Raw genomic sequence first — 13399 nt, 5'->3', positions numbered from 1 at the left:
AGAGTGCATGGGAAGCAGAGGTGGAGGTGTCGGATCGCATCGACGCGGCAGACGGGTCGAATCGGGACGACACAGCGGACGAGACGGATCGGGCTGACGAGACGAGCACGGCGGGCACTGGCCGCGCGAGGTATGTGAGTGACGCGATCGGGACCCCACTTGGCGGGCCGTCGATGGGCCCGCCTGCACTGACCGCGATCGAGGCCGCGGTCACCACGAAGATCGTGACCGCCTCCGAGTTCCGCACGAGGTTGAGCGAGCTCCTCGAGCTCTCGCACCGTCAGCCCGTCACGGTGATGAGTCGCGGTGCACGGGCGCGCGGCGTGCTGGTCTCCGCCGACTTCTTCGACCGCGCCTGCACCGCACTCGGGGACGAGCCCTACGCTCGGCCCCCGCGCATCCGACTCGAGGAGATCATGGCGGAGAACAGGCAGTTCCTCGAGTTCCTCTGACCAGGCACCGGGCCTGCCTGCCCGCTCCGGACGGGGATCAGTTCTGCGTGCCGATCTCCCCCGCGGAGCGCTCGTCGACCTCGACCTCCGACGGCGGCGGCCCCGACGGCTCGGCTCCGTAGTCGCAGCCTGCGACGTGCGCTCGGCTCGCCGGCGCGACGTCCGCGTCCGCGCTTCTCGGCGTCTCGGCATCCGCCCCGTCCGCGGCGTCCGAAGCCGCACCGCCCGTCCTCGCGGCAGGCGCTCCGGCGTCGTCGTCCGAACCCGCACCTCTGTCCGAACCCGCGCCGCTCGACGTCTCCGCGAGCTTCTCCCGGCGCGTGCGCAGGGCGCGGTGGGTCGCCGTGAACACGGCGATGACGACGATCACCGGCACCAGCACGTCCACCAGCCAGCCGGGCACGGAGAAGGGGAGGCCGATGTCCGGCAGCAGGTCCAGCAGCCAGCGCACGGCCTCGCCGATCGGGCGGAGGATCGCGGCAATCAGCTCCTGGATCGGGCTCAGGAGGGCGTCGAGGAACTCCCGCACCGGACGCGTTGCCTCTCCGATCCAGTCCCGGATCGGCTGGGTGGCCTGGACGATCGCGTCGACGACGGGCCGGATCCGCGCCTCGACCCACTCCTTGACCGGGTCGAGCAGCCCGCCGAACAGCGCGCCGAGGCCCAGCAGCGGGATGAGGAACTTCGCCGCCTTAGCCAGCGCCGCGATGAGCGCATAGCGGGTGGGATGGGCCGTGCGCTTCTCGTCGCGCAGGGCCGACGGGGACCCCTCTGCCGGGACGAGCAGGGTGGTCCGCAACCCGTGCCGGACCTCGACCTCGCCGGCACCGCCGAGTCCCGCGGTGCGGATCGTGAGCACCTCGCAGTCCTTGACCTCACCGTCCTCGCGACGACGGCGCACGGTGCAGCGCAGCGTGGAGAACCCTTCGTCGAGGCCGAACTGCAGGTCGTCGTCGGCCGCGTTGTCATCAATCGCATCGTCGCTGGTCGCGTCGTCGCCGGTCGCGTCGTCGTCGCTTGCCTCGCGCTTCTCCCGGGCCTTCCGTGCCTTCTCCTCTGCCTTCGGGTCGTGCTCGATCCCGTCGATGACCACGGTGAAGGAGGTGTCCAGGAGACGATGGCGCACGCGGACGAGATAGTCGTGCTCGCCGGCACGACCGCTGTACTCGACGTCGGCGGCGAAGCGGGTCACCGGCTGATCGCCGAAGGGGACCTCCTCCTGGGCGGCGTCGGTCCTCCCGGCGCGCCCGCCGGCCGCGCCGTCGACCCCGTCCGCCGTCCCGTCGACCCCGTCGACGGCACCGTGCGGCCTGTCCGCTCCTTCGGGCATCCCGTCGGTGCCGTCCGCCGCACCGGCAGCACTCCTCGGCACCTCGTCCGAGGAGGCGGGATCGACGTGGTCCACAGGTGTGCGAGGCATGGCTCCACCGTGCCAGGCCCGCTCGCGACCGACATCCTCCGCACGTCGGTTCCCACCTCGCCGAGATCCTCCGATCGGCCGAGGGCCGCACGGCTCCTCCGCTGCCGCGCCGGCCCGACCACGCATCGCTCGGACTCCCCCTCCAGCGCCTGGCAGCAGCACACAACCCCATAGCTGCGCTAATGTGACCGCACAGCAATATGATTGAACCTGGGAGCATGGGCGCGTAGCGTCCCGCTCGTGAGCACATCAACCACCTCCTCCTCGGCTTCGACGCGGTCGCGCAACCCGCTGACCGCGATCACCCGCATCCCCTTCGGCTGGCAGGTCCTGATCGGCCTCGTCCTCGGCATCGTCCTCGGCCTCGTCGCCGCCCAGATGGGCCCGGTCGCCGAGACCGAGGCGAACCCGGACGGCGCGAACTGGCTGACCACAACGCTGGACACCATCGGCACGATCTTCGTGACGCTGCTGAAGGCTCTGGTCCCGCCGCTGATCTTCCTCGCGATCGTCACCTCGATCGCGAACCTCCGCGGCGTCACGAACGCCGCGCGTCTGGCCGGCAAGACCCTGCTGTGGTTCGGGATCACCTCCCTGATCGCCGTGTCGATCGGCATCGCCCTCGGCGTGCTGACCACCCCCGGCGCGAACTCGCAGGTCTCCGCGGACTCCGCCGAGGCCTCCTCCACCCAGGGCGGATGGCTCGACTTCCTCACCGGCCTGGTCCCCTCGAACTTCCTGGGCATCACCGGCTCGGCCGGGGACGACGGCTCCGTCTCCCTGAGCTTCAATGCCCTGCAGATCCTCGTCATCTCCATCGCCGTCGGCATCGCCGTGCTCTCCGTCGGCGAGAAGGCCGAGCCGTTCCTCAAGTTCACCGGCTCCGCACTGGAGATCGTCCAGAAGCTGCTGTGGTGGGTCATCCGCCTCGCCCCGATCGGCACCATCGGCCTGCTCGGCAACGCCGTGGCCTCCTACGGCTGGGACGCGATCGGCCAGCTCGGCGTGTTCACCCTCGACGTCTACGTGGGCATGCTGATCGTGCTGCTGGTCGTCTACCCGATCCTGCTGAAGGTCAACGGCCTCTCCATCGGCTCCTTCTTCCGCGGCGTGTGGCCGGCGACCTCGCTCGGCTTCGTCTCCCGCTCCTCGCTGGGCACCATGCCGATGACCCAGACCGTCACCGAGCGCATGGGCGTCCCGCGCCACTACGCCTCCTTCGCGATCCCGCTGGGCGCGACCACGAAGATGGACGGCTGCGCCGCGATCTACCCCTCGCTCGCCGCGATCTTCGTCGCGAACTTCTACGGCGTGCCGCTGGGCGTGACCGACTACCTGCTGATCGTGCTCGTCTCCGTGCTCGGTTCCGCCGCGACCGCCGGCATGACCGGTGCGACCGTGATGCTCACACTGACCCTGTCCACCCTGGGCCTCCCGCTCGAGGGCGTGGGCCTGCTGCTCGCGATCGACCCGATCCTCGACATGGGCCGCACCGCTCTGAACGTCACCGGGCAGTCGCTGGTGGGCGTGATCGTCGCCAAGCGCGAGAAGATCCTGGACCAGGACACCTACGACGCCGCCGCCCGCACCTCCTTCCAGGCCATCCAGGCCGAGCAGAAGGCGGAGGCCGACGCCGTGGAGCGCGCGGAGTCCGACGGCGCCACCGCCGCGTCGACGGATGCCTCCGAGGCGACCGACGCCCGCGAGGCGGCCGGCACCCGCGCCTGACCCGGCCAGCACCTGCGCCGCCGGCACCGCCGGCGCACAATTCCGAGTCCCTGGCGTGACCTCGACCCCGTACAGCGGGTGAGGTCACGCCAGGGACTCGTCTGTTGTCAGCCGCGGGTGCCGGTGGGCGCCGAGGGGCGCCGGCGTGAGCCGCATCGGACGGTGATGCCCTGCCCCTCGACGCAGGGACAGGGCATCACCGGTTCTCGAGCAGACGCTCAGGCCCGGCGGCGCCGCACCAGGGCGATCCCGGCACCGGTGAGGGCCAGTGCAAGGGCGGCGAGTCCCGCCGCCTCCACACCCGTGCGGGCGAGCGATCCGGTTCTCACGGCACCGTCCTGGGCCTGCTCGTCGCCAGTCCCGTCCGCGGCGCTGCCGGGCCCGGTCGCACCGGAACCGCCGGCTGCTGCCGAGCCCTCGGAGCCGGCTGCACCGGAGTCAGCGCCGCCGGGATCGGACGCACCGGAGTCCGTCGCTCCGGAACCGGTCGCGCCCGGGGCGCCCGCGTCGTCCCCCTCGGCACCGTCCGCGCCGCCGCTCCCGCCGGAGCCGTCGCCGGTGCCCGACCCGTCGGAGGCGCCGCTCCCGTCGGATCCCTCCGAGCCGCCCGCGCTCCCGGAGCCGTCGCCGGCGCCAGGGGCCTGGCCGCCGCCTCCCGGCTCGCCGGAGCCGCCGTCGCCGGAGCCGCCCTCGCCGCCGGAGCCGCCGTCGGACCCCTCCCCGCCGTCGCCCGGCGCGCCGCCCTCGCAGCCCGCCGCGTCGCCGGTCAGCGTCAGCTCGCGCACCTCGGAGCGGGCGATGCCGCCGTGGGGATCGGTGACGCGCACGTACCAGGAGTGGGTCCCGGCGCCGAGCACCGCGGAGTCCGCCTCGACGGTCTCGCCCGAAGCGACGTCGTCCACCTGTGCGAACTCCTCGGAGGAGAGCACGTCGGCGCGAAACGCGTCGGTGGTGAGCTCCTTGTCGGCGGGCTCGATGCCGAGCTGCGCGTAGGAGACCTCGAAGTCCTGGTCCTCGGGGGTCAGGGTCGCGTCGTCGCTCGAGTACTGCTCGAGCGAGGGCGAGAAGGTGCGCACGATCATGCGCTCGCCCTCGTTGTCGAAGTGGAGCAGGCGCAGGAAGCCCTGACCGCCCTCCGGCAGACCCTGGTAGTCGAACAGCATCTGCGTGACCTCGCGGTCCGGGGTGCCGTCGCCGTCGTCGTCGAAGGAGTCCACGCGAGTGTGGGCGTCGTGGTAATGACCGCTCATCACCATGGACACGTTCGGGTTGGTGGCCACGACCTCGTCCTGGATCCGCTGGGGGATCGGGCCGAGACCGCCGGTGGTGAGCATGTACTCGTGGAGGTTGATGATCGCGGTGCGCTCCGGGTACTGGGCGAGCACCTCGTTCATCCAGTCGATCTCCGCATCGCCGGGGCCCCAGCCCTGGGAGACGACGATGAAGTCGACGCCGCCGGCGCTGAACAGGGTGTAGGAGCCGCGGTTGTCCTCGTAGAACCCGCCGTACCAGGGCTTGTCCTCGTAGCGGTGCTTCCCGAAGTGCTTCGAGTACTCGGTAAAGTCGCCGTCCATGTGGCCGACGTCGTGGTTGCCGGCGAGCACGTTGTAGGGCAGGCCCGCCTCGTCGAGCTGGGCGTAGGCCGGGTTCGCGTTCGCCCACTGCTCGGGCTTGTCGGACTCGTCCACGATGTCGCCGGTGTGGAAGAGGTACTGCAGGTTCATCGGCTCGCGCTGCTCGAGCAGGAACTCGTGGATGTTCAGCTGGTGCTCGTAGAACTCCTCGTTGTAGTACTGGGTGTCGGACTCCCAGGCCAGCGTGAAGTCGTACTCCGAGCGGTCGGTCGCCTCCGGATGATGCGGGGCGGTCGCGTCCGCGCGGGAGGAGAGGTCTCCCCCGGACCAGCCCACGGAGTGCTGGACGACGGCGCGCAGCTGACCGCCGGAGACGTGACCGGCGGCGGGGACCACCTCGTCGAAGGCGACGGAGCCGTCCTCGGCGGCGAAGGCGTGGGCGACCTCGACGAGCTCGCCGCCGGCGGTCTCCTCGACCAGCAGCCGCACCCGTGCGCCGGGATCGGCGCTCCCCTCCCAGGTCACGTGCACCTCGGCGTCCCCGCTGGCGCCCTCGGGGACGTCGACGGCGAACTCGTGGAAGGGCAGGGCGTCCTCGGAGGCGGTGGTCTGCCCAACGGTGAGGGTCTCGCCCTCGCGCTCGGCGGCGTCGGCGTCGCGCACTTCGCCGGCGGTGCCCGCGACGGTCCCGTCGGCGAGCGACGCGGAGGTGCCGGCGCGGAAGGAGACGTCCATCGGATCGCCCGACGGGTCGGTGACGCGGGCGGTGAGATCGGGTGCCTCGCACACCGGCACGGTCAGGCCGTCCTCGGTGAGGAGGGTCGCGGTCGGGTCCTCGACGGGGGTGGTGAAGGCGAGGGTGCGCGTCGCCTCGTTGCCGAGCTCGTCGGCCGCGGTGACCTCCAGGGTGTGCTCGCCCGGGTCGAGGGTGAGGGAGGAGAGCTCCTCGCCAGGCTGGACCTCCTCGCCGTCCAGCAGCACGGTGAGGGAGGCGAGGCCGCTGCCGGCGTCCTCCGCGGTCACGTCCAGGGAGAAGGTGCCCTGGTAGTCGGCGCCGTCCTCGATCCCGGTGCTGATGGTCGGGGCGGTGTTGTCGACGAGCACGGTGCGCTCGACGCGGTTCCCGTCCCCGTCGGCGCCGGCCAGCACGTGCTCGCCGTCGGCGACGGCGGTGGTGTCCCAGGCGACGGCGTGGGCGGTGAAGGCGTCCTCCGGGATCTCGAAGGCGGCGTCGTAGAGGTCGTGCTTGCCGGCCGAGTCGCCCATCGCGATGATCTCGGCGGGGTCCACCCCGTCGACCGGGCGGAGGGTGCGGCCGTCGGGCAGGATCAGGCGCAGGTTGCGGATCGAGAAGTCGTCGTTGTTCTCGTTCTCGTCGATGCCGGGATACGCCTTGGTGCCCGCGGCGACCGTCACCGTCAGCGGCTCGCCGCGCACCACGTGCTGCAGCGGCACCTCGGCGTCGTGGCCGACCCAGTTCGCGTAGGTGCCCTCGTCGAAGATCGAGATGATCTCGTCGCCCACCAGCACGCCGTTGCGGAAGAAGGTGTCGGTCTGGGAGACGTCCATCGCGAAGACCGGTGCGGCCTCGAGCGCGGGGACGACGTCGCTGCGCTCGGTCCCGTCGATGCTCACCGTCGCCTCGGCCGGGTACCGGTCGCCGGCCACCGAGACGGAGGCGGTGCCGGAGACGTACTGCCCCTCGGCGAGGTTCATGCGCAGCGGGGCCGCGTCGACGCCGGTCAGCGCCACGCGGGTGGGCTCGGTGCGGCTCTCGTTCGTGCCGTCGGAGGCGACGACGTAGTACTCGAACCAGCGCTTGCCGGTGAGGTCCGCGGCGGGGATGGCGTGGTCGAAGCGGTCGCCCTCGGTGCGACGCACGGTGATCGGGGTGAACTCGTCCTCGGCGCTGGAGCGGAGGTGGAGGGTGACGGTGCGGGCCTGCACGTCATCGGTCACCTCGTGGCTGATCACGGCATCGGCCGACGGGTCCAGCTCCGCGGGGCTGAGGTCGCGGACCTCGGGGGCCTGCGCGTCGGCGGGGACGTCGACGAGCCCTGCCGGCACCTGGGAGGGGTCCACCGCGCCGGGGGTGGCGGGGGCGAGGCCCGTCTTCGCCGCACGGGAGAAGTCCGGCTGCGCGCCGTCGGCGCCGTCACCGGTGCGGTACTGGATGCCCTGGTCGGGCTGGGTGTCGTCGGCGCCGGAGAGGTTGTAGAAGGCGCGGTGGACGCTGTCGCCGGTGCGGGTGCGGATCTCGAGCCCGCGTCCGGAGCCGTTGGCCATCCCCGCCGTGGCCGTCTCCACCAGGTTCAGGGAGGCGGGGTCCACGCCGTAGTTCGCGGCGAAGTCCGAGGCGGTCGCGGCGTCGTTGGCGCCGTTGCGCACCCAGACCACGAGGGTGCCGCCCGGCTCGATCACGACGTCCGACGGGCTGAGCGGCCAGTCCGCGGCGTTGGTGATCGACTCGCCGTCGGCGGTGTAGAGGTAGCGCAGCTCGTAGTCCGCCATCGAGACCGGAGCCGAGGTGGCGTTGTACAGCTCGATGAACTCGTAGCCGTCGGCGCCGTCGATGTTGGTGGTGTCCGGGGTGACCTCGGTGATCTGCAGGTGGCCGACGAGGGAGTCGGCGGGCGGTGCGGCCGGCGGGTCCACGGGCTCGGCGGGCTCCTCCGGCTGCTCGGGCTCGGCGGGTGTGAGCTGGGCGTCCTCGGCGGTACCCGGGGTGGGCGCGGCGGCGGACGCGAACAGGGCCGCGGAGAGCGAGTCGGCGGCGGGGAGCGCGAAGTGGGCGCTGCGATCCTGGCCGACGGAGCCGGCGGGGTAGAAGCTGCGGGAGACCTCGGCGCCGTCGCCGTCGAGCACCCGCACGCCGCGTCCGCCGCCGTTGGCCATGCCGGGCTGGCCGGTCACGCGCACGACGGGGACGTCCTCGGCGGCGCCCCAGTGGGCGCGGAACTCCTCCACGGTGCGGGAGAAGGAGTCCAGGTCCTTCGCCTCGTAGCTCAGCCACAGCACGAGCGAGTCGCCGGGGGCGAGCTCGACCGACCCCTCGAGGTCGAGCGGGACGTCGCGGGCGGTGTCGGCGCTGTCGGCGTAGATGTAGCTCAGGGAGTGGCCGCCCTCGCCGCCGACGGTGACGGGCTCGGTCGAGGTGTTGGTGAGCTCGAGGAACTCGAACTCGTCGGCCCCGACGGTGTCCGGCGCGATCTCGGTGACCAGCAGCGGGCCGCCCGGGGCAGGGGCAGCCTGTGCGGCGGGGACGGCGCCGCCGGCGAAGACGCCGAGCGGTCCGGTCAGCGGCAGGGCGGCGGGGCCGAGCGCGAGGGCGGTGCCGGCGAGCAGGGCGATGCCGGCGCGGCGCAGCGGGACGCCGCGGCAGGGGGCCGGGACGGCGGCCGTCGCGGCGGGAGGACCGGGCCGCGGGGATCGTCGCAGGGATGGCGAGGGAGGGGTGGTCATGGTGTCCGTTCGGGTCGCGAGGAGCAGAGGATGAGAGCGCTCCCATAGGTACGGGGCGAAGGCGAACGGCGCATGACGCGGGGGTGTCCCGGACCCGGCGCGATCGTTGCGGACCGGTCTCGATCCGGTCACCGGTGAATCCGCGCACCCCGCCTGCCTCCGCCCTGGTCACGCCCCCGCGCCCCGCGTAGGATCGATGCGTTCCCCACCCGCTCCGGCGGGTTCCCGGGTGCATCTACCTCGGGTCCACGACGTGGATCGTCCAAGGCGGCACCACCGTCATGGAGGTTCGATGACCACGCCGCACACCGCCCCGCAGCCCCGCGCCGACGACGCCCAGCCCGTCGACGGCCCGGCACTGGGCACCCCCGCCCCCACCACGCTGCGCCGCGAGGCGGGCACCGCCTACTTCCCCATCGCGTTCATCGCCCGCTTCCCCTTCGCGATGATGATCGTGGGCACCCTGACACTGGTCGTCGCCGCCCGCGACTCGATCGCGCTGGGCGGGCTGAACTCGGCCGTGCTCGGCCTCGGCTCCGCGCTGGTGGGCCCGCTGCTGGGCGCCGCCGCGGACCGCTTCGGCCAGCGCCGCGTGATCCTGGTGGCCGGGATCGTGAACTCGCTGGCGCTGATGGGCCTGGCCTGGGTGGCCTTCAGCCCGCTGCCCGATGTCGCGGTGCTCGCCGTCAGCTTCGTGATCGGCGCGTCCTCCCCGCAGATCGGCCCGTTCTCGCGCACCCGCCTGGTGCACCTGATCCTCACCCGCCTGCCCGTCGCACGTCGGGCGAAGAGCCTCAACGCCACGATGGGCTACGAGTCCGCTGCCGACGAGACCGCGTTCGTGTTCGGCCCCGTGGTGGTGGGCCTGCTGGCCACGACGATGTCCCCGGCCGCGCCGATGATCGGCGCGGCCCTGCTGACCCTGGTGTTCGTCACCGCCTTCGCGCTGCATCCCACCGCGCGCGCCTCCGCGCCCAGCAGCGAGTCGCCGACCGAGCAGGCGCCCGCCGCCGAGCTCCGCACCGCGCGGGTGCTCGTGCTGGTCGCCGGGGCGCTCGGAGTCGGCCTGTTCTTCGGCACAGTGCTGACCTCGCTGACGGCCTTCCTCGACACCCGCGGTGCAGGCGACTCCGCCGGCCTGGTGTACGGGGTGATGGGCGTCGGCTCGACGATCCTGGCGCTGTCGATCTCGCTGTTCCCGGAGAGGTTCCGCCGCTCCCACCGCTGGTTGTTGTTCTCCGTGCTGATGCTGGCCTCGATGATCGCCTTCGGGCTCGCCGGCGGACTGTGGGGCCTGGTCGGGGCGATGGCCGTGGCGGGCATCGGGATCGGGCCGACGATCGTGACGATCTACAGCCTCGCCGCGGACCGTGCCCCGCAGGGCCGCTCGGCGACGCTGATGTCGATGCTCGGCTCGGCCACGATCGTCGGCCAGTCCGCAACCTCGGCGCTGACCGGCGCGGTCGCGGACGGCGTCGGGGCCGAGGCCGCGATGTGGCTGCCGACGGGAGCGGCGGCGTTCGTGGTCCTCGCCGCGCTGGTCAACGCCGCGCTCGGCGATCCCCGGGCCGCGACCCCCTCGGAGCCGACGGTGGAGGAGCGGGCGAGCACCCTGGAGGAGCTCCCGGCCGAGCATCTGTGAGCGGGCGCCCGGGGCTCACCGCACCGGCAGGGCGGCCCCGGACACCGCTCCGGGCGTCGTCGCGCGGCGCCTGCCGCCGAGGTGCAGCACGACCGCGGCGACCGCGAGCCACAGCGCCCACGAGCTCAGATCCAGCAGCCAGGCGGTCCCGGGCTCGAGCGGGCCGAGCACGTTCTGCTCGATCGCGACACGGGCACTGTTGAGCAGACCGTGGCCGAGCACGGCCGCCCAGGCGGTGCCGGAGACCTCGCGCAGCGCGGACAGCAGCGGTGCGACGGCGACGATGGTGCCGAGATAGGTCACGGCCTCGCGCGGCGCGAGGCCGAGGGCGAGCACGATCGGCGCATGCCACACCGCCCACATCGCCCCGATGAGCAGGGACATCGGCCAGAACCCGAGCGGGCGTAGCTCTCCGTGCAGCCAGCCTCGCCACCCTGCCTCCTCGCCGATCGCGAACAGCGACTGCATCACCAGCACGGCCGGCACGGCGAGCAGCAGGGACGACAGCGGGAGGGCATCGGCCGACGGAGGCGCCCCGGCGCCGAGCCCGATCAGCACCCTGGCCAGCGGCACCGCGACGAACGCGGCGATCGCGGCGAGGGCGGCGACCCCGAGCGCCCGCCAGGACGGGACGGCGAGCGCGAGGGCGCGCCACCACGGCGCTCCGCGCCTACGCACCAGCAGCGCGGCCAGCAGCGGGGAGAGCTGCGCGAGCGGCACGGCGAGGCCGACGGCCGCCGGCGGCAGGGCCCCGAACGCGAAGGGCAGGGACAGGGCGGTCGAGACGGCGAGCGCAATGCCGAGGAAGGCGAGCACGCGGCGCAGAGAGGGGGCGGGGGCGAGGACGGGCTGGGCGACTGCCGGGGGCGTCGACATCGTGCGCTCCTGGAGAGGGATGCGCGGGTCCCGGGGCGGGCTCCGCATCGCACTCCACGCTAGGGATCGCGCCCGGGGCGCCGGTACGGGGAGGACCGCCCGACCGAGGTGGGGAGATCCCCCGTCGGCGGCGGGGGTCGCAGGGCTCGGCGGGGGCACGTTCGTCGGCCGGAGGCGCCCCGTCGATGGCCGCACCTGCGAGGCCGCCGGCCGTCGGACCTCCTGCGTCCGGACATGAAGCGACCCCTCGCGCACCTGCCAGAGCTCACCTGCCCTTGCTGCCGTCAAGCCCTGGGGGAGTTCAGCAAGATGACACCGCACGAGGGGTCACCACGAGTGTAACGGGTCTGCGCGGCGGAGCCTGCACGGGGCAGGGGCGAGACAGCCCACATACGGCGCCGACGGTCGACGCGACGAGCGTCCCCTCTGCGAGCCGCTAGGTCACGAGAACGCAACACGCTCCAGAACAGTCCGAACAGTGAGACGTCGTCGGGTAAGTTCTCCCCACACCCTCGGTGACCCACGTCACCGGACCGCGACGCCGCTGTCGCCGTCGCGTCCCCATTCCCCCCAGGAGGCATTCATGACCTTCGCCGACATGATCGACGCCGTCAACGGCGTCGTCTGGGCGCTCCCGCTGGTCGGGCTGTGCCTGCTCGCCGGCCTCTACTTCTCGATCCGCACGAAGTTCGTCCAGGTCTCCGGCCTGCCGGACATGGTCAAGCAGCTGTTCGGCGGCGAGAAGTCCACCGACGGCACGTCGTCGTTCCAGTCGCTGATGATGTCGCTCGCCAACCGCGTGGGCATGGGCAACATCGGCGGTGTCGCCACCGCCATCGCCTTCGGCGGCCCCGGCGCCGTGTTCTGGATGTGGACGGTCGCCTTCCTCGGTGCCGCCACCTCCTTCATCGAGTCCACCCTCGGCCAGATCTACAAGGAGAAGGATCCGGACACCGGCGAGTACCGCGGCGGCCCGGCCTACTACTTCGAGAAGGCCTACAGCCACAAGGCCAAGGCCCTCTCCCTCGTGTACGGCATCCTGTTCGCCGCCGTCACCGTGATGGCGATGAGCTTCTTCCTCCCCGGCGTGCAGGCCAACGGCATGGCCTCCGCGATCAACCTCGCCTGGGGCTTCCCCACCTGGGGCGTCGCGATCCTGCTGGTGATCGTGCTGGCCTTCATCGTGATCGGCGGCGTGAAGCGCATCGCCGCCTTCGCCGCGTTCGTGGTGCCGCCTATGGCGATCCTGTACATCATCGCGGCGCTGGCCGTGTTCTTCGTGAACTTCGACCAGATCCCCCACGTGTTCGGCCAGATCTTCTCCAGCGCCTTCGGCGCCAACGCGGTGTACGGCGCGATCATCGGCCTCGCCATCAAGTGGGGCGTGCAGCGCGGCATCTACTCCAACGAGGCCGGTCAGGGCACCGGCCCCCACCACGCCGCGGCCGCCGAGGTCTCGCACCCCGTCAAGCAGGGCCTGGTGCAGGCGTTCTCGGTGTACATCGACACCCTGTTCGTGTGCACCGCCACCGCGTTCATCATCATCTCGACGGACATGTACTCGGTGTTCGAGAACGAGACGTTCCCCGGCCCGACCCTCTACACCGGCGCCATCGGCACCGACGTGGAGCCCGGCCCCGGCTTCGTGCAGAACGGCTTCGACACCCTCGCCCCCGGCATCGGCCTGGGCTCCAGTTTCGTGGCGATCGCACTGACGTTCTTCGCCTTCACCACGATCGTGGCCTACTACTACATGGCCGAGGTGAACCTCTCCTACCTCACCCGCAAGATCAAGAACGGCGTGGTGCGCCGCGGCCTGCTGCGCCTGCTGCAGGGCGTGCTGCTGGTCTCGGTGGCGTACGGCGCGATCAACACCGCCGGCTCCGCCTGGGGCCTGGGCGACATCGGCGTGGGCTCGATGGCCTGGCTGAACATCGTCGGCATCCTCCTGCTCCAGGTCCCCGCGCTGAAGGCGCTGAAGGACTACCGGGCGCAGAAGAAGGCCGGCAAGGATCCGGAGTTCGATCCACGACCCCTCGGGATCGCGAACGCCGAGTTCTGGGAGCTGCGGGCCGACGGGAAGGTCCGCCAGGGCCAGACCGGCGAGGAGCTCGCCGCCGAGACCGGCGAGAACCCGATCACTCCCCCGCCGCGCCCCTGACAGGCCACGTCGCGACAGCGACAACAGCAGGACCACAGCGGAATGCCCCGCCCCCGAGATCCTCGGGGGCGGGGCATTCCGCTG

Annotated in this window: 7 protein-coding genes and 1 other RNA gene; 4 read left to right on the top strand and 4 right to left on the bottom strand. The window is 72.2% G+C overall.

Going from position 1 to position 13399, the window contains the following annotated elements; genetic code table 11:
- Window positions 1–173 precede the first annotated feature (173 nt).
- Window positions 174–452 (top strand): type II toxin-antitoxin system prevent-host-death family antitoxin, encoded by a 279-nt coding sequence (locus DS079_RS17090; protein ID WP_164736179.1) that lies wholly within the window; start codon window positions 174–176, stop codon window positions 450–452.
- A 37-nt stretch (window positions 453–489) separates the two neighbouring features.
- On the opposite strand, the gene DS079_RS09300 is transcribed toward DS079_RS17090, so the two are convergent.
- The gene (locus DS079_RS09300; protein WP_241237606.1) at window positions 490–1872 is read right to left on the bottom strand and encodes a hypothetical protein; all 1383 of its coding nucleotides are present in this window, start codon (window positions 1870–1872) and stop codon (window positions 490–492) included.
- Window positions 1873–2112: 240 nt separating this feature from the next.
- Between DS079_RS09300 and DS079_RS09295 the strand changes: the two genes are divergently transcribed.
- Window positions 2113–3600, top strand: coding sequence for a dicarboxylate/amino acid:cation symporter (locus DS079_RS09295; RefSeq protein WP_126986823.1), 1488 nt, complete (start codon window positions 2113–2115; stop codon window positions 3598–3600).
- Window positions 3601–3818: 218 nt separating this feature from the next.
- Here DS079_RS09295 and DS079_RS09290 read toward each other — a convergent pair whose 3' ends face one another.
- Window positions 3819–8636: a lamin tail domain-containing protein gene (locus DS079_RS09290; RefSeq protein ID WP_126986821.1), complete on the bottom strand. Its 4818-nt coding sequence runs from the start codon at window positions 8634–8636 to the stop codon at window positions 3819–3821.
- Between the two features lie 292 nt (window positions 8637–8928).
- Here DS079_RS09290 and DS079_RS09285 point away from each other — a divergent pair, with 292 nt between their 5' ends.
- Complete coding sequence (locus DS079_RS09285; RefSeq protein WP_164736178.1) at window positions 8929–10278, top strand: MFS transporter; 1350 nt, start codon at window positions 8929–8931, stop codon at window positions 10276–10278.
- Between the two features lie 15 nt (window positions 10279–10293).
- Here the strand turns inward: DS079_RS09285 and DS079_RS09280 are convergent, their stop codons facing one another.
- On the bottom strand, window positions 10294–11154 hold the full coding sequence (locus DS079_RS09280; protein ID WP_126986819.1) for a CPBP family intramembrane glutamic endopeptidase: 861 nt from the start codon (window positions 11152–11154) through the stop codon (window positions 10294–10296).
- 235 nt (window positions 11155–11389) lie between these two features.
- Window positions 11390–11486, bottom strand: an RNA gene (ffs, locus tag DS079_RS09275) — signal recognition particle sRNA small type.
- 251 nt (window positions 11487–11737) lie between these two features.
- Here ffs and DS079_RS09270 point away from each other — a divergent pair.
- A complete protein-coding gene (locus tag DS079_RS09270) occupies window positions 11738–13315 on the top strand; it encodes an alanine/glycine:cation symporter family protein (RefSeq protein WP_126986817.1) in 1578 nt (525 codons plus the stop codon).
- Window positions 13316–13399: the final 84 nt, after the last annotated feature.

It is taken from the genome of Brachybacterium paraconglomeratum, assembly GCF_003994255.1.
GTDB classification, from domain to species: Bacteria; Actinomycetota; Actinomycetes; order Actinomycetales; family Dermabacteraceae; genus Brachybacterium; species Brachybacterium conglomeratum.
This window is presented reverse-complemented; position numbering and strand designations above follow the sequence as displayed.

What these genes read in the sequence shown, in the direction of transcription:
- DS079_RS17090 (WP_164736179.1), top strand. Translation starts at nt 174, where the DNA reads ATGGGCCCGCCTGCACTGACCGCGATCGAGGCCGCGGTCACCACGAAG.
- DS079_RS09300 (WP_241237606.1), bottom strand. Translation starts at nt 1,872, where the DNA reads ATGCCTCGCACACCTGTGGACCACGTCGATCCCGCCTCCTCGGACGAG.
- DS079_RS09290 (WP_126986821.1), bottom strand. Translation starts at nt 8,636, where the DNA reads ATGACCACCCCTCCCTCGCCATCCCTGCGACGATCCCCGCGGCCCGGT.
- DS079_RS09285 (WP_164736178.1), top strand. Translation starts at nt 8,929, where the DNA reads ATGACCACGCCGCACACCGCCCCGCAGCCCCGCGCCGACGACGCCCAG.
- DS079_RS09280 (WP_126986819.1), bottom strand. Translation starts at nt 11,154, where the DNA reads ATGTCGACGCCCCCGGCAGTCGCCCAGCCCGTCCTCGCCCCCGCCCCC.
- DS079_RS09270 (WP_126986817.1), top strand. Translation starts at nt 11,738, where the DNA reads ATGACCTTCGCCGACATGATCGACGCCGTCAACGGCGTCGTCTGGGCG.